The following is an 18,404-nucleotide window of genomic DNA, read 5'->3' as shown; positions in this document are numbered from 1 at the left end:
CCAAAAAATTGTCGCCAAAATCGCTGTGCTTTCCTTCCCTCCGCCACATCCATGCCCTAGTGCTGCAAAAAATCTGGAACTTTCATCGATACCCGGAAAAGCACCCTAGCGCTTTGTTGACGGGCTACCTGAGTAGAACAATGTCTTGGTTTTCCGGCACCGCATAAGTTTTTTTTTCGCATAGCGGTTATGAGAAATACTTCTTAGCTCGCCTGATAAATGTTCTTAGCTCTGTTGTTACAAGCCTGAAACGGTTTGATCTTCATTTTTCGTCATTTTTTTGGCGACCGTGGGATTCACAAGAGATCAGGGAGATGTACCCCATGCGCGTTTTGACCCCTTTGAGCAGCGCCATTCTGTTTGCCATGGTTTGCGCCAACGCGCAGGCAATGTCCTTGTCCCAGGCGGTGCAGAGCGCCGTGGACTATCACCCGGAGAACAAAGCAGGCATCAATAACCGCTTGTCTGCCGACGAGGATGTCAAGGCCGCACGCGGGGGCTACTTTCCCACGGTCGACCTGGTGGCAGGTTACGGCCGGGAACGCTCCGACAACACCAACACACGGGGCTTCAATGCCGACGGCAGCCGCAACCACAACAAGGAAACCCTGAACTACACCCAGTCCGAACTGCGCCTGCGGCAAATGCTGTTCGACGGCTTCAACACCTCCAATGAAGTGGCGCGCACGGAGGCTGTGGTCAACTCGCGCGCCTACTACGTGCAGGCCACCTCCGAAACCATTGCCCTGCGCGCCATCGAGGTGTACCTCGAGGTACTCAAGCGCCGCGAGTTGGTGAGCCTGGCCAAGAACAATCTGCAGGCACACCTGCGGGTCAACGACCAGATCGGCCTGCGCAGCGAACGGGGGGTGGGCAGCAATGCCGACCTCGACCAGTCCACCGCACGCCGGGCGCTGGCCGACAACAACCTGTACACCGCCCAGGTCGACCTGGCCGATGCCGAAGCCAACTTCATCAGTGTGGTCGGGCGTGCGCCGGACGAGCTGGAAACCCCGGTATCGATCAAGGGTGAAATGCCCACCGACCTCACCAGCGCACGCCAGGGCATGCTGCAGAACAACCCCTACCTGAAGTCGGCACAGGCCGACATCCAGGCCGCCGAACAGCAGTACGAAGTGGCCAAGTCACCTTTCTACCCGCGCCTGGATGCAGAGCTTGCCACGGGTGCCAACAACAACATCGCCGGTGAACCCGGGCACGCCAACAGCGACTGGCGGGCCGGCGTGGTGATGAGCTACAACCTGTTCAGGGGCGGCAGCGACAAGGCCCGCCTGCAGTCGGATGCGCACAAGATCAACCAGGCCATGGACATCCGCAACAACGCCCTGCGCACCCTCAACGAGAACCTTGCGCTGTCGTGGAACGCCATGACCAACGCCCGCCTGCAGACCCCCACCGCGCGTGAATACGCCGATACCACCACCCGCGTGCGCGCCGCCTACCAGGACCAGTTCGGCCTGGGCCAGCGCACCCTGCTGGACGTGCTCGACAGCGAGAACGAGCTGTACAACGCCAACCGCCGCTACACCGAAGTGCGCTACACCGAGGAGTTCTCGATGTACCGGGTACTGGCCAACATGGGCGAGCTGCTGAGCAAGCAGAAGATTTCCTTGCCGCCGGAGGCCATCGCCCGCAGCGAAATCAGAAGCGACGCCACCTTGCCCGACATGCGCTGAGCCGGTGCGTCGTTTCAGGAGTAGCCCATGACCAGCCTGCAACCGGCGAGCTCGGCAGACCCACGCCAGAGCTTCGATGATCCGTTACTCGATGGGCTGCTGATCCTGTGCAAGCTGCACGGCGCCTCAGTCAGCCGCACCAGCCTGTGCGCCGGCCTGCCGCTGGCCGAGCAGCGCCTGACCCTTGAGCTGCTGCCGCGCGCCGCCGCCAGGGCCGGGCTGCAGGCGCGGATACTGCGCCGCGAGCTGGGCGCGATCTCGGCGCTGAACCTGCCAGTGCTGCTGTTGCTCAACGACGGGCGCAGCGCGGTGCTGCGGCGCTGGGGCGACGACGGCCAGGCGCTGATCCTGCCCAGTGAAGCCGAGGGCGGCGAGCAATGGGTCAGCCGTCAGGAACTGGCCGAGGTGTACAGCGGCCAGGCCCTGTTCGCACGCCCGCGCCACGAAGTCGAAGACCTGCGCTCGCCCCTGCTGCCACGGGTCAACGCCTGGTTTCGCGATACCCTCAAGCAGTCCCGCTGGCTCTACAGCGATGCCCTGCTGGCCAGCCTGCTGATCAACCTGCTGGGCCTGATGGTGCCGCTGTTCGTGATGCAGACCTACGACCGCGTGGTGCCGAACCAGGCGACCTCCACGTTATGGGTGCTGGTCATCGGCCTGATGCTTGGCACCTTGTTCGAGCTGGTGCTGCGCGTGGTACGTGCGCACCTGCTGGACCAGGCCGGCAAGAAAACCGACCTGATCCTGTCGGCCACCCTGTTCGAGCGCATCACCGGCATGTCGATGAAGGCCCGGCCGGCCACCATCGGCGGCTTTGCCCAGAGCATCCACGACTTCCAGGGGCTGCGCGAGTTTCTCACCGCCGTGACCCTGACCAGCGTTATCGACCTGCCCTTTGTGGTGCTGATGCTGCTGGTGATCGGCCTGCTGGGCGGCTGGCTGGTGGTGATCCCGCTGGTGGCCTTCCCGGTCACCATCGCCTTCGCCCTGTTCATCCAGGTGCGCCTGCGCGATACCGTGCAAAAGAGCCTGAGCCTGGGCGCGATTCGCCAGGCGCTGCTGATCGAAACCCTCGGTGGCCTCGAAACCCTGAAGGCCTGCAGCGCCGAAAGCGAGCGCCAGTACCAGTGGGAAAGCACCCACGGCGCCCTCACCCGCCTCGACGTGCATGCGCGCAACCTTTCGGCACTGGCCACCAATGGCACCCTGTTCATCCAGCAACTGTGCGGCATGGCAACCATTGTCGCCGGGGTCTACAGCATCATCGCCGGCAACCTCAGCGTCGGCGCGCTGGTCGCCAGCTATATGCTCGGCAGCCGCGTACTGGCGCCACTGGGGCAGATCGCCGGGCTGATCACCCGCTACCAGCAGGCGCAACTGACCATGCACAGCACTGACGCGCTGATGGCCCTGCCGCAGGAGCGCCCGGCCGGCCAGCAGCCACTGGAGCGTACCCAGTTGCGGGGCGCGCTGGAGGTCAGCCAGGTGACCTTTCGCTACGCCGGGCAGAACGCCCCGGCACTGAGCACGGTGAGTTTCAAGGTTTCGCCTGGCGAGCGCATCGGCATCATCGGCCGCAGCGGCTCGGGCAAGAGCACCCTGGCGCGCCTGATCATGGGTTTCTACGAGCCCGAGGAAGGGCAGATCCTGCTGGACAACCTCGACCTGCGCCAACTGGATATCGCCGACCTGCGCCAGCAGGTCGGCTATGTTGCCCACGACCTGCCGCTGCTGGCCGGCAGCCTGCGGGACAACCTGACCCTGGGCGCGCGCTACGTGAGCGATGCGCGCATGCTCGAAGTGGCCGAACTGACCGGCGTGAGCGAACTGGCCCGCCAGCACCCGCAAGGTTTCGACCGCCCGGTGGGCGAGCGCGGCATGCTGCTGTCGGGCGGCCAGCGCCAGACCGTGCTGCTGGCCCGTGCCATGCTGCTCGAACCCCCCATCGTGCTGCTGGACGAGCCCACCAGCCACATGGACAACAGCAGTGAAGACCAGCTGCGCCAGCGCCTGCTGGGCTGGGTGCAGGGCAAGACCCTGCTGCTGGTCACCCACCGTACCTCGATGCTCAGCCTGGTCGACCGCCTGCTGGTGCTGGACAACGGCAAGGTGGTGGCCGACGGGCCCAAGGACGCGGTCATCGATGCGCTGCGCAAGGGCCGAGTCGGCTCGGCACTCTAGGGAGTATCAGCATGTCCGCACTGACCGGTCTGGGCGATTACATCCGCAGCTTTGGCAAGACCGCCGAACGCGACTACATGCCGGAGCTGGCCGGGGCCACGCTGCAGGACTCCCCGCGCCTGTCGCGGGTGACCGTGTGGCTGGCGGCGGCCTTGCTGCTGATCGCGTTGATCTGGGCCAAGTTCGCGGTACTCGACGAGGTGACCATGGGCGAAGGCAAGGCGATCCCGTCGAGCAAGGTGCAGGTGATCCAGAACCTGGAGGGCGGCATCGTCACCGAGATCTTCGTGCGCGAAGGGCAGATGGTGAACAAGGGCGACACCTTGCTGCGCCTGGATGACACGCGGTTCCTGTCCAACAAGGGCGAAAGCGAGGCCGACCGCTATGCGCTGACCGCGCAGGTCGAGCGCCTGTCGGCCGAGGCCGAGGGCCGGCCGTTCCAGCTGTCCGAAGAGGTACGCAGCAAGGCGCCGCAGGTGGCCGAAGACGAGCTGTCGCTGTTCCAGTCACGCCAGCGCCGGCTCAACAGCGAGAAACAGACCCTGAGCGAGCAACTGCGCCAGAAGACCCAGGAGCTGGCCGAGTTTCGTTCCAAGCTCGAGCAGTACCGCTCGGGGCTGGCGCTGCTGCAACAGGAACTCAACATGTCGACGCCGCTGGTGGGCAGCGGGGCCATCTCGCCGGTGGAGATCCTGCGCCTCAAGCGCAGCGCAGTAGAGGCGCGCGGCTCGCTCAACGCCACCAGCCTGGCGATACCGCGGGCCGAAGCGGCGGTGGCGGAGATCCGCAGCAAGATCGAGGAGTCCGAGGCCGGCTTTCGGTCCGAGGCCGCCAAGGAACTCAATGACAAGCGCACCGAGCTGTCGAAGATCACCGCCACCAGCATCGCCATCGACGACCGCGTGACACGTACCACGGTAGTGTCGCCAGTGCACGGCATCATCAAGCTGCTCAAGGTCAACACCATCGGCGGCGTGGTGCAGCCGGGCAGCGATCTGCTGGAGATCGTGCCGTTGGAAGACAACCTGCTGATCGAGGCCAAGGTGCGCCCGCAGGACGTCGCGTTCCTGCATCCGGGGCAAACGGCGATGGTGAAGTTCAGCGCGTATGACTACACGATCTACGGTGGGCTGAAGGCCAGGCTGGAACTGATCGGTGCCGACACCGTGACCGACGACAAGGGCAACGCGTTCTACCTGATCCAGGTGCGTACCGACAAGAACCACCTGGGCGGCGACAGCAAGCCGCTGCTGATCATCCCCGGCATGACGGCAACGGTGGACATCATTACCGGGCACAAGAGCGTGCTCGACTACCTGCTCAAGCCGGTGCTCAAGGCGCGCACCGAGGCGTTGCGCGAGCGCTAGTCATAAAGGCTTGCCAAGGCAGACAGCCAGTCAGCGCACATGATTACGCGCGTACGTCTGCTGCCCCATCGCCGCAATCTGCCCCTCGATCAGCGCATCGAAGGGGCGCAGCAGTTCATCGAATACCAGCGGAGCCTCCAGCGCATTCAACGCCTGCGCCACCGCCTCCACCGTCGACAATGCGCCCTCCTGCGGCGCCTTGCGCACGCGATAGCGCGACGGCTGCACCGCCCCCAGCGTGACGCGTGGCAACGCGGCCAACAGCGGGTTCAGGTGCAACAGCTTGCGTGCCTTGCGCCAGGTGCCGTCAGGCACTACCAGCAACCATGGCCGCTCATCGGCGCCATACCCCTGCAGCACCTGGGCATCCTCCCCGGGAAACAGCAAACCCGTTCGGTACCCCGGCACCTGCAGCCACTGCGCCATGTCCTCGAACACCTCGCCCACCCGCAACTCGGCATTGCGCAGCCCCAACGCCGCCAGGCGCGCGGTATTCAACGCATGCTTCACCTCGCTGGGATGCTGCAACAGCACCACCCGCGTGCGACTCGCAAGGCTGGGGATCAAGGCACAAAGGCAATGGGATTGGGGGGCGCAGGCAGCGCTCGCAGTGAATTCTGGACATCGGGTTCTCCTGAGGGGGCGAAGTGTGCCACAACAGGCCCGTAAAACGATCCCACATCCCTGTGGGAGCCAGGCAATTCAGCGGTTGAAGCGCTCCGCCAGGCTATGCAGGTAATCGGCCATGCGCTCCAGGTCCTGGCTGATCTCGGCGCCCTGCTTGGCCTGCCCGGCAGTGTGATCGCACAACTGGGCGATGCGCGTGATCTGCTGGTTGATGTCCTCGGCCACATGGCTCTGCTGCTCGGAGGCCGTCGCCATCTGCTGGCTCATGCCGGTGATGCGGCTGACTGCCTGGCTGATGCCGACCAGCGCCGATTGCACTGCCTCGACGCTGTGCACGCTGTCACGCGAAATCTGCTCGCCGCGGCTGGCGCTGCTCACCGCACGCTCGGCACCGGCGCGCAGCGAGGCGATGATCTGGTGAATCTCCTGGGTGGAGGTGCGGGTGCGCTGAGCCAGTGAGCGCACCTCATCGGCCACCACCGCAAAACCGCGCCCCTGTTCCCCCGCGCGAGCAGCTTCGATCGCGGCATTGAGCGCCAGCAGGTTGGTCTGCTCGGCAATCGAGGTGATCACGTCCACCACGCTGCCGATCGACTGGGTCTGCCCGGCCAGTTCGTTCACTGCGTGGCCGATCTCGGTCACCGCATCAGCCATGCTGCCCATGGCACGCAGGCTCTGCTGCGCCAGATCGCTGCCCTGCTGCGTCAGTTGGTCGGCATCGCAGGCCGCCGTGGCGGTGTTCTGCACATTGTGGGTGACCTCCTGGATGGTCGCGGCCATCTGCGCGATGGCAGTGGCCGACTGGTCGGTCTCGCTGCGCTGGCGGTCGAGCATCTGCGCCTGGGCACCCGACAGGTCGGACGATTGTGCCGCCCGCGCCTTGACCCCGATGCCCGCGTCCACAAGGCGTGTGAGAGCAGTCTGCAGGCGCGCCTCCTCGCTCAGGATCGCCAGGTCCAGCTGGCCCTGCAGGCCGTGGTTGTCGCTGTAGGTCAGCGCGACCAATGGGCTGGTGAACGCCTTGGGATGCTCGGACAACGTGCGCCGGATCACCTGGTTCTGCCGAGCCTCGATCAGGTACCAGGCACCCAGCAGGCTGGCCATCAACACGCCCAATGCCGCGTATTGCGCCAACCACAGGTAGGCCGCCGCCGACAGCAGGCCGGCAACGATCAGCGGCCAGCCGTGCGCCAGTTGAGCACCGGCCCGCGCTGTCCAGGGAATCGCGGCGCGGCCCTGGCGCAGGCGCGCGTACAACGCCGAGGCGCGACGTATCTGGTCGCGGCTGGGCACCGAGCGCACCGATTCGTAGCCACTGATACGGCCATCTTCGTAGATCGCCGTGACATACGCGCTGACCCAGTAGTAGTCACCGTTCTTCGAGCGGTTCTTGACGACCCCCATCCAGGGTTTGCCTTGCTTGATGGTTTCCCACATATGGCCGAACACCGACGCCGGCATGTCCGGATGGCGCACCAGGTTGTGCGTCTGCCCGACCAGTTCATCGTAGGTAAAGCCGCTGATCGCGACAAAGGCGTCATTGCAATAGGTGATGCGGCTGTTGAGGTCGGTGGTGGAGATCAGCCGCTGTTCGCTGGGAAAGGTTCTTTCATGCTCGGTGACGGGCAAATTCATGCGCATCTGGGCGATCCCTGCTTGGAAAAGATGGGGGAATTCTATCAAGGCATGAACAGGTTTAGCAGAGCATTCACGGGCTTGTAAGAGGCTTCTGAAGGATTTTTCACGAGCGTGAGTAAATGATTTTCAGCCGCGCCGGCTCAAGCCGGCGTGAGCTGCGCCTTGAGTCGATCGCGAAACGTCTGGATCAAGGGTTCGCGGCTACGGCCGCGACGGATGATCAGTGAAAACGGCGCCTGGTAGCCAAAGGTCGCAGGCGACAGCGCACGCAGGTCACCCTGGTCCACCCAGGCCTGGGCGTAGTGCTCAGGCAGGTAGCCGATGTAGGCACCCGACAGCACCAGGATCAATTGCGCCTCCATACTTTCGACCGTCGCCGCGCTGTGCTTGAAGCCATGGCGGGCCAGTTCTGCCTGGCTCCAGTAACCACGCCCGACCATGCGCTGCTGCGTGATCACCTGCTCGGGGACACGTCGCTCGGCAAACAACGGGTGGCGGTTGCTGCAATACAGCCAGTGCTGTTCGCGGTACAGCGGCTGGTACACCAGCCCGCTCATGCGGGTCGAGAACGCGCCAATCGCCAGGTCCAGGCGGTTGTCCTGTACCCCCAACTGCAACTCGTAAGGGCTCGACACCGACAGGTGCAGATGCACCGCTGGATGTTCCTGGCTGTAGGCACCGATGGCATCCGCCAGCGGCAACGCGCGATCACCCACCGTGGAATCGATCACGCCAAGGTTGAGGGTGCCACGCAATTCGCCCTTGAGGGCGGCGGCGTATTGCTCGAAGCCGTCCATCTCCGCCAGCAGGCGCAGGGTTTCCTGATGAAACAGTTCGCCCTTGCTGGTCAGGCTGAAACCGCCGCGGCCACGGTGGCACAGCACGATGCCCAGCGCCGCTTCCAGCTGGCTCATGTAGGTACTGATGGCCGAGGTCGACAGGTTCAGCTCGCGCTGGGCGTTGGCGAACCCCTGGTGGCGCACCACGCTGACAAAGATGCGCAGCAATTTCAGATCAGGCAGGGCTGAAGCCATGGCACGGTACTTCCACGCAGTCACGAATACGCGCCAGTCTACCCATAGCGCGCCATTAGTTCATAAAAACCTGAAGTAAGTATTTGCCTGTAGCGATTCTCTTAACCCACTACCTTTTGCAGACTCTGCCCAAATTCACCTGTCAGGCGGCATGCGGGAGCAAGTTCGCCCCGGTCCGACAGGTTCAAACAACTAAAACAATCCAACCCGTGAGGCCCGACCGTGGACAAGATTCTTCACCAACCACTGGGCGGCAACGAAATGCCGCGTTTCGGCGGCATTGCCACCATGCTCCGTCTTCCCCACCTGCCCAGCGCCGCCGGCCTGGATGCCGCGTTCGTCGGTATCCCGCTGGACATCGGCACCTCACTGCGCTCCGGCACCCGCTTCGGCCCGCGCCAGATCCGCGCCGAGTCGGTGATGATCCGCCCGTACAACATGGCCACCGGTGCCGCCCCGTTCGACTCGCTGTCGGTAGCCGACATCGGTGACGTGGCGATCAATACCTTCAACCTGCTCGACGCCGTGCGCATCATCGAAGAAGCCTACGACGAGATTCTCGAGCACAACGTGATCCCCATGACCCTGGGCGGCGACCACACCATCACCCTGCCGATTCTGCGGGCGATTCACAAAAAGCATGGCAAGGTCGGGCTGGTGCACATTGATGCGCATGCCGACGTCAACGATCACATGTTTGGCGAAAAAATCGCCCACGGCACCACCTTCCGCCGCGCCGTCGAAGAAGGCCTGCTCGATTGCGACCGCGTGGTGCAGATCGGCCTGCGCGCCCAGGGCTACACCGCCGAAGACTTCAACTGGAGCCGCAAGCAGGGCTTTCGCGTGGTGCAGGCCGAGGAGTGCTGGCACAAGTCGCTGGAGCCATTGATGGCCGAAGTGCGTGAAAAGGTCGGTGGCGGCCCGGTGTACCTGAGCTTCGACATCGACGGCATCGACCCGGCCTGGGCGCCTGGCACCGGCACACCGGAAATCGGTGGGCTGACCACCATCCAGGCGATTGAAATCATCCGCGGCTGCCAGGGCCTGGACCTGATCGGCTGCGACCTGGTCGAGGTCTCGCCGCCCTACGACACCACCGGCAACACCTCGTTGCTCGGCGCCAACCTGCTGTACGAAATGCTTTGTGTGCTGCCGGGTGTGGCCCACCGCTAACGGCCAGCGTCTTGGATCTTCACCCTGGGATGGAACCTTGGACAGGCCGCGCCAGCGGCCCGTCAGCGGATGAATGACGCCTGGCGCACGTGCCGCCAGCTGATCGATCTCACCATAATAAAGATAATCGGAGACACCCCATGGCCTTGGACATATTCGTTGTACTGATCTATGCCGCCGGCATGCTGGTACTGGGCTGGTTCGGCATGCGCCGGGCAAAGACCCATGAAGACTACCTGGTGGCCGGACGCAACCTGGGCCCGAGCCTGTACATGGGCACCATGGCCGCCACCGTACTGGGCGGCGCCTCTACCGTAGGTACGGTGAAGCTGGGTTACGTGCATGGCATTTCCGGCTTCTGGCTGTGTGCCGCGCTGGGCCTGGGCATCATTGCCCTGAACCTGTTTCTGGCCAAGCCGTTGCTGCGCCTGCGCATCTTTACCGTGACCCAGGTGCTGGAGCAGCGCTACAACCCCATGGCCCGCCAGGCCAGCGCCGTGATCATGCTGGCCTATGCGCTGATGATCGCCGTGACCTCGACCCTGGCCATCGGTACCGTGCTGCAGGTGTTGTTCGAGTTGCCGTTCTGGGCGGCGATCCTGCTCGGCGGCGGCGTGGTCGTGGTGTACTCGACCATTGGCGGCATGTGGTCGCTGACCCTGACCGACATCGTGCAATTCGTGATCAAGACCGTTGGCCTGATGTTCATCCTGCTGCCGATCTGCCTGTACCGGGTAGGTGGCTGGGACGAACTGGTGGCCAAATTGCCTGACACCAGTTTCAGCCTGACCACCATTGGCTGGGACACCATCATCACCTACTTCCTGATCTACTTCTTCGGCATCCTGATTGGCCAGGACATCTGGCAGCGGGTGTTCACTGCCCGTGACGAGAAAGTGGCCAAACGCGCCGGCACCACGGCGGGTGTGTATTGCGTGATCTATGGCCTGGTGTGCGCCCTGATCGGCATGTGCGCGCATGTGCTGTTGCCTGACCTGGGCAATGCCAACAATGCGTTTGCCGCGATCGTCAAATCGGCGCTGCCGGATGGTATTCGCGGCTTGGTGATTGCTGCGGCCCTGGCCGCGATGATGTCGACGGCCAGTGCCGGGTTGTTGGCGGCCTCTACCGTATTGACCGAAGATCTGCTGCCCAAGCTGCGTGGTGGCAAGCAGTCGAGCCTGGGCATCAATCGGCTGTTCACGTGCCTGACCGGGTTTGCGGTGCTGGGGATTGCGCTGGTGGTGGTGGACGTGATCAGCGCGCTGACGCTGGCCTACAACCTGCTGGTGGGTGGCATGCTGGTGCCGCTGATCGGGGCGATCTACTGGAAGCGGGCGACCACGTCCGGGGCGATCACCAGCATGGCGCTGGGGTTTGTCACGGCCTTGGTGTTCATGTTCAAGGATGGGATGGATGCCAATACGCCGATCTATTACAGCCTGGCGGTGGCGTTGGTGAGTTTTGTGGTGGTGAGCTTGCTGTCGCGTCGGCCGGTAGGGGCGGTGAATTTGGCGTAAGGCGCCTGGATCTGCCGATGCTGGATATGCCCCGTCTCTGAAGCGATGCCCACAGCGGTGGCCCAGATAAAACCAAGCATATCCAGCACCCCCATCGACACCCGAAGCCCTCTTGCGCTCTTACAGCCGCTCATAGGCATTTGGGGAGGGCTAGGGAAGTCGAAAAACACACAAAAAAATACCGACGCATTGCGTAATGCGTCGGTTTCAGCAACTGGCTAGCGCCGGGGTCGGCGTTTGCGCTGCTCCTCATCGGTAGGGATCGGTACAGGCTGCAAAGGTGGCGGGATAAGCCCCAATGCCACAGCCAGGTCGTGGAGCCAGTTGAACAGATCGTTTCTCATAACTCCCCCTCACGGGTCATCTGCGCGGCGAAACTCAGCGGCGGCGCTACAAACTCATCATAGCCCGATGTGCACCTTCGCGCCCGGGTAAAAATTTCTCTATTGATTTCAGTCAGGCCCGCATCGCCACTTCAGGATGAACGGTCGTCTGCACCCGCTTACTGCCCAAGAAGGCTGCGCAGGCGCCCACGCACCCACTGTTCGGCACTGACCAGGGTGATGCCCAGCAACACACAGACAGCCCCCAGTATGAAGTTGATGCTCAACGGTTCGCCCAGCAGCAGTACGCCGAACGTCACACCAAACAACGGTGTGATGAACGAGAACACCGCCAGGTTGGACGCAAGGTAGCGGCGCAGCAGCCAGAACCAGGTCAGGTAGCTGAAAAAGGACACCACGATGGCCTGGAACAGCACGCTGCTGATGGAGGTGGGGGTCAGCGTCACATGGCTGAACTGCCCGGTCAGCCAGGCAATCAGCAACAGGCCGAGGAAACCGACAAGCAACTGGTAAAACAGGGTCAGGGTGGCGGGTGCTTCAGACAGGCGCGAGCCGCGCACCACCACGGTAGTGGCGCCCCAGGCCATGCCCGCCATCACCCCCATGGCATCACCCAGCAGCATGCGCCCGTCGAGATTGTCCAGCGACAGCCCGCCGGCGAACGCCACCGCAATACCGCCGAACGCCAGCAGGATGCCCAGCCATTGCAACGGTCGCAGCCGTTCGCTGGGCAGCATGAAGTGCAGGCCGAGCGCGGTAAACACCGGCGCGGTGTACAGGAATACCGACATGTGCGCGGCCGAGGTCAATTGAAGACCCTCGGCAATCAGCAGAAATTCCAGGCCGAACAGGGACCCGGCCAGCAACCCACCCTTCCAGGTCGCACCCACCTGATCCCAGCCGCCGCGCCAGCAGATCAGCAGCGCCACCAGCAACGCCGCAATGCCGGAACGTGCCGCGGCTTGCATCACCGGCGCGATATCGGGCGCGGCCCATTTGATCATCACCTGCTGGATACCCCAGATCAGGCATAGCCCGACCATGACCTGCAAGGCAAACGCATCCGTGGACTGGCGGGATGCGCTCATGGGCGGTAACCGGTTTGATGGCAAGGCATAGGGCTATCTCGGCGACAGTGGATCCAGCGCCGATTATCTGCATGAGTAGCCGGCGATTGCCAGCCTGATCTCAGGCAATCTGTGCCTTGGACGCCACCTCGTCGAACGTGGTTTCGTCCAGAGGATCGTCCTGGTCGTTGAGCACCTGGCGCGGGTGCGCATCACCCGGAATACTGCTGTCGATCAGGCTGAGCAAACGCGAACCGCGGGCAGTCAGCACGAAGTTCTCGCCATTGCCGCCCTGATCTTCGGGGCGAGTTTCGATGAAGCCGCGCTCGAACAACAGCTTCTCGTACTCGCAGGCAGTGGTTTTGAGATGGTCGAGGTCCGGCACCTGATCACCCTTGGCCACCAGTGCGGCAGCGTGCTGCTCGGCATACGGGCGTGGCGTGAAGCTGTGGCCGGCGCTGTTCTGCACTTCGTGCAGCAGGCGCTCGATCAGGTCCCAGTCATAGGTAGTGCTCATCGGTCCAACCTCCAGCGAGGGAATGTAAGGTTGTGACCGACGCGCAACGCGGCGGTTCGACTGAACTTTCACGCGGCGCAATGCCTCCACCGAACACCTTCGCCCGTAATGGAAAACGAGGTTCGACCATGAAGACATTGATGAGTATCACTGCAGCGGCCACCGTGCTGTTTGCCCTGCCCACCTGGGCGTGCACACTGGAGGAAGCGACGCAAAAGCGTGAGGAACTGGCCAGGGAGGTGAGCCGCCTGACGGAGCAGAACCCGCAGAAGGCCAAGGAGATCAATGAGCAATTGCAGGGGATGAAGCTGGGTACCGAGAGCAAGGACCTGCCAGACAAATGCCAACTGATCGACAAGCGCATGCAGGAATTGAAGGCGGCGCAGAAGAAAGTCTGAGTCGGGAGTGATGCGTTCGCCGGCAAGGCCGGCGAACAGGCGCTGAAGCTTACTCGGCAGCCGGTGCCGGCTTGCGCTTCTTCAGCGGCGCCATGCCGTCCTGGCTCACCAGCGACGGCGCATTAGGCTTCGGCTTGGCGGTAGGCTTGCGCTTGGCCACGGCTTTCTTGTCGGTCTTCTTGTCGGTCTTTTTCTTCTTGACCCCGGCCGCCTTGCCCGACGCCTTGACCTTCTTCGGCCCGGTATAGGTACCTTTGACTTCCTTGATGGTGCGGCGCTCGAAGGTCTGCTTGAGGTAGCGCTCGATGCTCGACATCAGGTTCCAGTCGCCGTGGCAGATCAGCGACACTGCCAGGCCTTCGTTACCGGCACGCCCGGTACGGCCGATGCGGTGCACGTATTCGTCGCCGCTGCGCGGCATGTCGAAGTTGACCACCAGGTCCAGGCCGTCGACGTCCAGGCCACGGGCCGCCACATCGGTCGCCACCAGCACCTTGGCGCCGCCCTGTTTCAGGCGCTCGATGGCCAGCTTGCGATCTTTCTGGTCCTTGTCGCCGTGCAGCACGAACGCCTTGATGTCCTTGGCCACCAGGTGACCATAGATACGGTCGGCCATCACCCGGGTGTTGGTGAAGATGATCGCCTTCTGGTAGGTCTCGTTGGCCAGCAGCCACTGCACGATCTGTTCTTTGTGCTGGTTGTGGTCAGCGGTGATGATCTGCTGGCGGGTACCGTCGTTGAGCTGGCTGACAGTGTTGAGCATCAGGTGCTCGGGCTCCTTGAGCACCTTGCCGATCATGTCGCGCAGGCCGGCGCCGCCGGTGGTGGCCGAGAACAGCAGGGTCTGCTCACGATTAGCACATTCGTTGCACAGGCGCTCGACGTCTTCGGAGAAGCCCATGTCGAGCATGCGGTCGGCTTCGTCGAGCACCACCACCTGCACATGTTCCAGGTGCAGGTTGCCGGCATTGAGCTGCTCGAGCATGCGGCCCGGGGTACCGACCAGGATGTCAGGCACCTTGCGCAGCATGGCGGCCTGTTCCTTGAAGTCCTCGCCACCGGTGATCATGCCGGCCTTGATGTAGGTGAACTGGGCGAAACGCTCGATTTCCTTGAGGGTCTGCTGGGCCAGCTCGCGGGTCGGCAGCAGCACCAGGGCACGGATCTCGACGCGGCTCTGCTTCAGGTCGACCAGTCGGTTGAGCACTGGCAACATGAAGGCGGCGGTCTTGCCGCTACCGGTTTTCGCCGTCACCCGCAGGTCACGCCCTTGCAGGGCCAGGGGAATGGCCGCTGCCTGCACCGGGGTAGGCTCGACAAAGTTCAGTGCGGCCACGGCTTTGAGCAGGCGTTCGTGCAGGGCGAATTGGGAAAACACGGGTGTACCTCGGGCAAGTGCAGAAATTCAGCCACATAGGGTAACGTTTTCCGGCGCCCACGCCGAATTTCTTTTGGCATTGTCACGACTTTCCGCGCTCTAATTGCGCCTCCACTCTCTTTGCGGACACCTTCAGTACGGCATGGATATTCAATTGTTCTGGCAAAACGCCCTTGATCTCTGGGGCTCTCTCGATCAACACCCGCTCTTGCACGCCGGCCTGGGCCTGACCCTGCTGCTGGTGATCGCACTGGTGCTGGGCCGCGTGGCACGCTTCGTGATCCTGCACGCGTTCAAGCTGCTGGGCCGACAGCCGGCACTGCACTGGCTCAACGACCTGCTGCAGAACAAGGTGTTCCACCGTCTGGCGCAGATGACGCCGTCGCTGGTGGTGCAGTTCGGCCTCAAGCTGGTGCCGGAACTGAGTGCCACCAGCCAGCATTTTCTCGGCAACGTGGCGCTGGCGTTCACCATTCTGTTCCTGGTGCTGGCCATCAGCGCGCTGCTCGACGCCCTGCTCGACATCTATGCCCGCACCGAACATGCACGCACCCGCTCGATCAAGGGCTATGTGCAACTGGCCAAGATGGTGCTGTTCGTGTTCGGCGCGATCATCATCGTCGCCACCCTGATCGACCGCTCGCCGCTGTTGCTGCTGTCGGGCCTGGGTGCGATGTCGGCGGTGATCCTGCTGGTGTACAAGGACACCCTGCTGTCGTTCGTGGCCAGCGTGCAGCTGACCAGCAACGACATGCTGCGCGTGGGCGACTGGATCGAAATGCCCCAGGTGGGCGCCGACGGCGACGTGGTGGACATCACCCTGCACACGGTGAAGGTGCAGAATTTCGACAAGACCATCGTCTCGATCCCCACCTGGCGCCTGATGTCCGAGTCGTTCAAGAACTGGCGCGGCATGCAGCAATCGGGCGGGCGACGCATCAAGCGCAGCCTGTTCATCGACGCCGGCGGCGTGCGCTTTTTGACCGATGAACAAGAGCAGCGCCTGGGCAATGTACGCCTGCTGACCGACTACATGGCACGCAAGCGCAGCGAGCTGCAGGCCTGGAACGAAGCCCAGGGGCCGGTGGCGGCGCTGTCGGCCAACCGGCGGCGCATGACCAATATCGGCACCTTCCGCGCCTACGCCCTGGCGTACCTGAAAAGCCACCCCGACATCCAGCCGAACATGACCTGCATGGTGCGCCAGATGCAGACCACCGCCCAGGGCGTGCCGCTGGAGATCTACTGCTTTACCCGCACCACCGTGTGGGCCGACTACGAGCGCATCCAGGGCGATATCTTCGACTACCTGCTGGCGGTGATGCCCGAGTTCGGCCTGGGCCTGTACCAGCAGCCCAGCGGCAGCGACCTGCGCGCCGGGCTGTTACCGGCTACCGCCGTTCGCGAGCAGCGGGCGCTGGTGGCCGAGACGGCTGAGCCATAGGGACGCCAGGATCACCGTCCCGCCGATGAACAACCGCCCCAGCGGCTCGTGCTGATTCCAGATCAGCAGGTTGAGCAGCAGGCCCACCGGCACATGCAGGTTGTTCATCACCGCCAGGGTGCCGCCTGAAACCAGGCAGGCACCCTTGTTCCACCAGTACAGCCCCAGTGCCGTCGGGCACAACCCCAGAAACAGCAGCACCAGCCATTGCACGTCGGTGCTCGGCAGGTGCTGCGCGTTGCCGAACAGCAGGAAGGCCGGCAGCACCACCAGCAACGCGCCCAGGTAGAAGTAGCCGAAGCGCCGATAGTGCGGCAGGTCGCTGGGGTAGCGTGCAACCAGGTGCTTGTACAGCACCTGGCCGGCGGCGTAGGTGAAGTTGGCCAGTTGCAGCAGCAAAAAGCCGATGAAGAAGTCCGGGTTGATGCTGTCGAAGCGGATCACCGCAGCGCCGGCCACCGCCACCAGTGCTGCCACCAGCGCCCAGGGGTTGAAACGCCGGTTCAGGGCATCCTCGATCAAGGTCACGTGCAGCGGCGTGAGGATGGTGAACAACAGCACTTCGGGCACGCTGAGCACACGAAAGCTCAGGTACAGGCACACGTAGGTGATGCCGAACTGCAGGGCGCCGATCAACAGCATGCCCCGCATGAAGCGCGGTTCCACCCTGCGCCATTGGGTCAGTGGCAAAAACACCAGCCCGGCCAGCAGCACCCGCGCCAGTACGGCGAAGTAGCTGTCGACGTGGCCGGCCAGGTATTCACCGATCAGGCTGAACGAAAATGCCTGGATCAATGCGACGATCAGTAAGTAGCCCATGTATGCCCCTTGAATTCAGGCGGCGACCTTAGCGGTTCAGGCCAGAGCTATCAACGGTCCTGGTTTTTTTTGGCCAGCAACAAAAAGCCCGGCCAGCGCAAGGCTTGACCGGGCAGGCACACCCAAAGGAGCAAAAAGGTGTCAGGCGGGGGGGGAAATCGGTGTCGGCTAGGCCACCGCAGCCAGCAGCGCCTTGGCCTGGTTCAGGCCCTTTTCGTGGAAATCACCGCCCATGTTCAGGCCCTCGGCATGAATGAAGGTCACATCGTGTATGCCGATAAAGGCCAGCACCTGGCGCAGGTAGGGTTCCTGATGGTCGCTGCTGGCCCCGGCGTGGATCCCGCCACGGGCGGTCAGCACGTACGCCCGCTTGCCGGTCAGCAGCCCCTGCGGGCCGGTCGGGGTGTACTTGAAGGTCACGCCGGCACGCAGCACATGGTCGAGCCAGGCCTTGAGCGTGCTGGGGATGGTGAAGTTGTACATCGGCGCCGCCAGTACCAGCACGTCGGCCGCCAACACTTCGTCGGTCAGCTCGTTGGAACGCGCCAGCGCTTGCAGTTCCTGCTCATTGCGCTGCGCTTCGGGCTTCATCCAGCCACCCAGCAGGTTGCCGTCCAGGTGCGGCACCGGGGTCACCGCCAGGTCGCGCTGGGTGATCTGATCGGCCGGGTTGGCGGCCTGCCACTGGCTGACGAAATCGCGGGTCAACTGCCGGGATACGGAGTCTTGCTGGCGGGCGCTGCTTTCGATGATCAGTACGCGGGACATGGGGGTTGCCTCCATCGGCAAATTCGCTAAGTCGATGGAGACAAGATTAATGATTGACCTATCGATTAAAAAGCGTAAAAACTGGGTGAAACCTATCAGTTAACTTGTTTTATTGTGAGGTGCAGGCCAGTGTGATCCGCAGCTTGATGATCTCGCGGTTGAACTTGGCGGTCACATCCACGCTTTTCTTCGCCGGCACCTGCACACGCCGCACCCGCGGGGCCTCGGGGCCGTTACGGAAGGTCACCTTGCACTGCGCCGCCACCTCGCCGTAGTTGTTGAGGTTGATCGAGCCGATATCCCGGTCGGTGTCGTAGGTGGTGTAGTCGAGTTTCACCCCGTCGATGGTCTTTTCCACGTCGATGGGATAGGCCATGGCCGTCAGCGGCAGCAAGGCCAGCAGTACAACACAGATTTTTTTCATACGGCGCT

16 protein-coding genes and 2 pseudogenes are annotated in these 18,404 nt (G+C 63.2%); 7 read left to right on the top strand and 11 right to left on the bottom strand.

The features are described 5' to 3' along the window. Positions 1-323: 323 nt before the first annotated feature. The 3 genes from KUO17_RS16405 to KUO17_RS16395 are packed head-to-tail and all read left to right on the top strand — an operon-like array spanning position 324 to position 5,245. A complete protein-coding gene (locus KUO17_RS16405; RefSeq protein WP_217976584.1) occupies positions 324-1,697 on the top strand; it encodes a TolC family outer membrane protein in 1,374 nt (457 codons plus the stop codon). Positions 1,698-1,724: 27 nt separating this feature from the next. Beyond that, positions 1,725-3,878 (top strand): type I secretion system permease/ATPase, encoded by a 2,154-nt coding sequence (locus KUO17_RS16400; protein ID WP_217976583.1) that lies wholly within the window; start codon positions 1,725-1,727, stop codon positions 3,876-3,878. 11 nt (positions 3,879-3,889) lie between these two features. Then, entirely contained in the window at positions 3,890-5,245 is a 1,356-nt protein-coding gene (locus KUO17_RS16395) for an HlyD family type I secretion periplasmic adaptor subunit (protein ID WP_217976582.1), read from the top strand. 30 nt (positions 5,246-5,275) lie between these two features. Here the strand turns inward: KUO17_RS16395 and KUO17_RS16390 are convergent. From KUO17_RS16390 to KUO17_RS16380, 4 genes and pseudogenes are all read right to left on the bottom strand, one after another. Next, positions 5,276-5,870, bottom strand: a pseudogene (locus KUO17_RS16390) (tRNA-uridine aminocarboxypropyltransferase). A 77-nt stretch (positions 5,871-5,947) separates the two neighbouring features. Then, entirely contained in the window at positions 5,948-6,976 is a 1,029-nt protein-coding gene (locus KUO17_RS16385) for a methyl-accepting chemotaxis protein (protein ID WP_425274868.1), read from the bottom strand. Positions 6,977-7,231: 255 nt separating this feature from the next. Then, positions 7,232-7,507: pseudogene (locus KUO17_RS27245) on the bottom strand (PAS domain-containing protein); the annotation flags it as partial. A gap of 143 nt (positions 7,508-7,650) precedes the next feature. Then, entirely contained in the window at positions 7,651-8,544 is an 894-nt protein-coding gene (locus tag KUO17_RS16380) for a LysR family transcriptional regulator (protein WP_217976580.1), read from the bottom strand. Positions 8,545-8,766: 222 nt separating this feature from the next. On the opposite strand from KUO17_RS16380, the gene speB reads away from it, so the two are divergent. Continuing rightward, positions 8,767-9,717 carry an agmatinase gene (speB, locus tag KUO17_RS16375; protein WP_217976579.1) on the top strand — a complete coding sequence of 317 codons (951 nt, stop codon included), beginning with the start codon at positions 8,767-8,769 and terminating at the stop codon, positions 9,715-9,717. A 140-nt stretch (positions 9,718-9,857) separates the two neighbouring features. Next, positions 9,858-11,237 carry a sodium:solute symporter family protein gene (locus tag KUO17_RS16370; RefSeq protein WP_217976578.1) on the top strand — a complete coding sequence of 460 codons (1,380 nt, stop codon included), beginning with the start codon at positions 9,858-9,860 and terminating at the stop codon, positions 11,235-11,237. 218 nt (positions 11,238-11,455) lie between these two features. Here KUO17_RS16370 and KUO17_RS26970 read toward each other — a convergent pair whose 3' ends face one another. The 3 genes from KUO17_RS26970 to KUO17_RS16360 form a co-directional block, all read right to left on the bottom strand. Continuing rightward, the gene (locus KUO17_RS26970; protein ID WP_341869625.1) at positions 11,456-11,581 is read right to left on the bottom strand and encodes a PA1414 family protein; all 126 of its coding nucleotides are present in this window, start codon (positions 11,579-11,581) and stop codon (positions 11,456-11,458) included. Between the two features lie 158 nt (positions 11,582-11,739). Beyond that, positions 11,740-12,669, bottom strand: a complete 930-nt coding sequence (locus tag KUO17_RS16365; RefSeq protein WP_217976577.1) for a DMT family transporter — start codon at positions 12,667-12,669, stop codon at positions 11,740-11,742. A gap of 100 nt (positions 12,670-12,769) precedes the next feature. Then, positions 12,770-13,165 (bottom strand): transcriptional regulator, encoded by a 396-nt coding sequence (locus KUO17_RS16360; protein ID WP_217976576.1) that lies wholly within the window; start codon positions 13,163-13,165, stop codon positions 12,770-12,772. 128 nt (positions 13,166-13,293) lie between these two features. On the opposite strand from KUO17_RS16360, the gene KUO17_RS16355 reads away from it, so the two are divergent. After that, positions 13,294-13,563 carry a hypothetical protein gene (locus tag KUO17_RS16355; RefSeq protein ID WP_217976575.1) on the top strand — a complete coding sequence of 90 codons (270 nt, stop codon included), beginning with the start codon at positions 13,294-13,296 and terminating at the stop codon, positions 13,561-13,563. A gap of 49 nt (positions 13,564-13,612) precedes the next feature. On the opposite strand, the gene KUO17_RS16350 is transcribed toward KUO17_RS16355, so the two are convergent. Continuing rightward, a complete protein-coding gene (locus KUO17_RS16350; RefSeq protein WP_217976574.1) occupies positions 13,613-14,941 on the bottom strand; it encodes a DEAD/DEAH box helicase in 1,329 nt (442 codons plus the stop codon). Positions 14,942-15,083: 142 nt separating this feature from the next. On the opposite strand from KUO17_RS16350, the gene KUO17_RS16345 reads away from it, so the two are divergent. Next, positions 15,084-16,385, top strand: coding sequence for a mechanosensitive ion channel family protein (locus KUO17_RS16345; RefSeq protein WP_217976573.1), 1,302 nt, complete (start codon positions 15,084-15,086; stop codon positions 16,383-16,385). Here the strand turns inward: KUO17_RS16345 and KUO17_RS16340 are convergent. The 3 genes from KUO17_RS16340 to KUO17_RS16330 form a co-directional block, all read right to left on the bottom strand. Continuing rightward, positions 16,326-17,204, bottom strand: a complete 879-nt coding sequence (locus KUO17_RS16340; protein WP_217976572.1) for a carboxylate/amino acid/amine transporter — start codon at positions 17,202-17,204, stop codon at positions 16,326-16,328. The genes KUO17_RS16345 and KUO17_RS16340 overlap by 60 nt on opposite strands. A gap of 168 nt (positions 17,205-17,372) precedes the next feature. Further along, positions 17,373-17,972, bottom strand: a complete 600-nt coding sequence (locus tag KUO17_RS16335) for an FMN-dependent NADH-azoreductase (protein WP_217976571.1) — start codon at positions 17,970-17,972, stop codon at positions 17,373-17,375. 109 nt (positions 17,973-18,081) lie between these two features. Continuing rightward, positions 18,082-18,396 carry a 3-phosphoglycerate kinase gene (locus tag KUO17_RS16330; RefSeq protein WP_217976570.1) on the bottom strand — a complete coding sequence of 105 codons (315 nt, stop codon included), beginning with the start codon at positions 18,394-18,396 and terminating at the stop codon, positions 18,082-18,084. Positions 18,397-18,404: the final 8 nt, after the last annotated feature.

The sequence above is a fragment of the Pseudomonas aegrilactucae genome, from assembly GCF_019168305.1.
GTDB classification, from domain to species: domain Bacteria; phylum Pseudomonadota; class Gammaproteobacteria; order Pseudomonadales; family Pseudomonadaceae; genus Aquipseudomonas; species Aquipseudomonas aegrilactucae.
The sequence above is the reverse complement of the archived record's forward strand: the minus strand, read 5'-3'. Positions and strand labels throughout refer to the sequence as shown.

What these genes read in the sequence shown, in the direction of transcription:
- KUO17_RS16380 (WP_217976580.1), bottom strand. Translation starts at nt 8,544, where the DNA reads ATGGCTTCAGCCCTGCCTGATCTGAAATTGCTGCGCATCTTTGTCAGC.
- KUO17_RS26970 (WP_341869625.1), bottom strand. Translation starts at nt 11,581, where the DNA reads ATGAGAAACGATCTGTTCAACTGGCTCCACGACCTGGCTGTGGCATTG.
- KUO17_RS16345 (WP_217976573.1), top strand. Translation starts at nt 15,084, where the DNA reads ATGGATATTCAATTGTTCTGGCAAAACGCCCTTGATCTCTGGGGCTCT.
- KUO17_RS16330 (WP_217976570.1), bottom strand. Translation starts at nt 18,396, where the DNA reads ATGAAAAAAATCTGTGTTGTACTGCTGGCCTTGCTGCCGCTGACGGCC.
- KUO17_RS16370 (WP_217976578.1), top strand. Translation starts at nt 9,858, where the DNA reads ATGGCCTTGGACATATTCGTTGTACTGATCTATGCCGCCGGCATGCTG.
- KUO17_RS16355 (WP_217976575.1), top strand. Translation starts at nt 13,294, where the DNA reads ATGAAGACATTGATGAGTATCACTGCAGCGGCCACCGTGCTGTTTGCC.
- KUO17_RS16395 (WP_217976582.1), top strand. Translation starts at nt 3,890, where the DNA reads ATGTCCGCACTGACCGGTCTGGGCGATTACATCCGCAGCTTTGGCAAG.
- KUO17_RS16400 (WP_217976583.1), top strand. Translation starts at nt 1,725, where the DNA reads ATGACCAGCCTGCAACCGGCGAGCTCGGCAGACCCACGCCAGAGCTTC.
- KUO17_RS16405 (WP_217976584.1), top strand. Translation starts at nt 324, where the DNA reads ATGCGCGTTTTGACCCCTTTGAGCAGCGCCATTCTGTTTGCCATGGTT.
- KUO17_RS16360 (WP_217976576.1), bottom strand. Translation starts at nt 13,165, where the DNA reads ATGAGCACTACCTATGACTGGGACCTGATCGAGCGCCTGCTGCACGAA.
- KUO17_RS16385 (WP_425274868.1), bottom strand. Translation starts at nt 6,976, where the DNA reads ATGGCCAGCCTGCTGGGTGCCTGGTACCTGATCGAGGCTCGGCAGAAC.
- KUO17_RS16335 (WP_217976571.1), bottom strand. Translation starts at nt 17,972, where the DNA reads ATGTCCCGCGTACTGATCATCGAAAGCAGCGCCCGCCAGCAAGACTCC.
- KUO17_RS16365 (WP_217976577.1), bottom strand. Translation starts at nt 12,669, where the DNA reads ATGAGCGCATCCCGCCAGTCCACGGATGCGTTTGCCTTGCAGGTCATG.
- KUO17_RS16340 (WP_217976572.1), bottom strand. Translation starts at nt 17,204, where the DNA reads ATGGGCTACTTACTGATCGTCGCATTGATCCAGGCATTTTCGTTCAGC.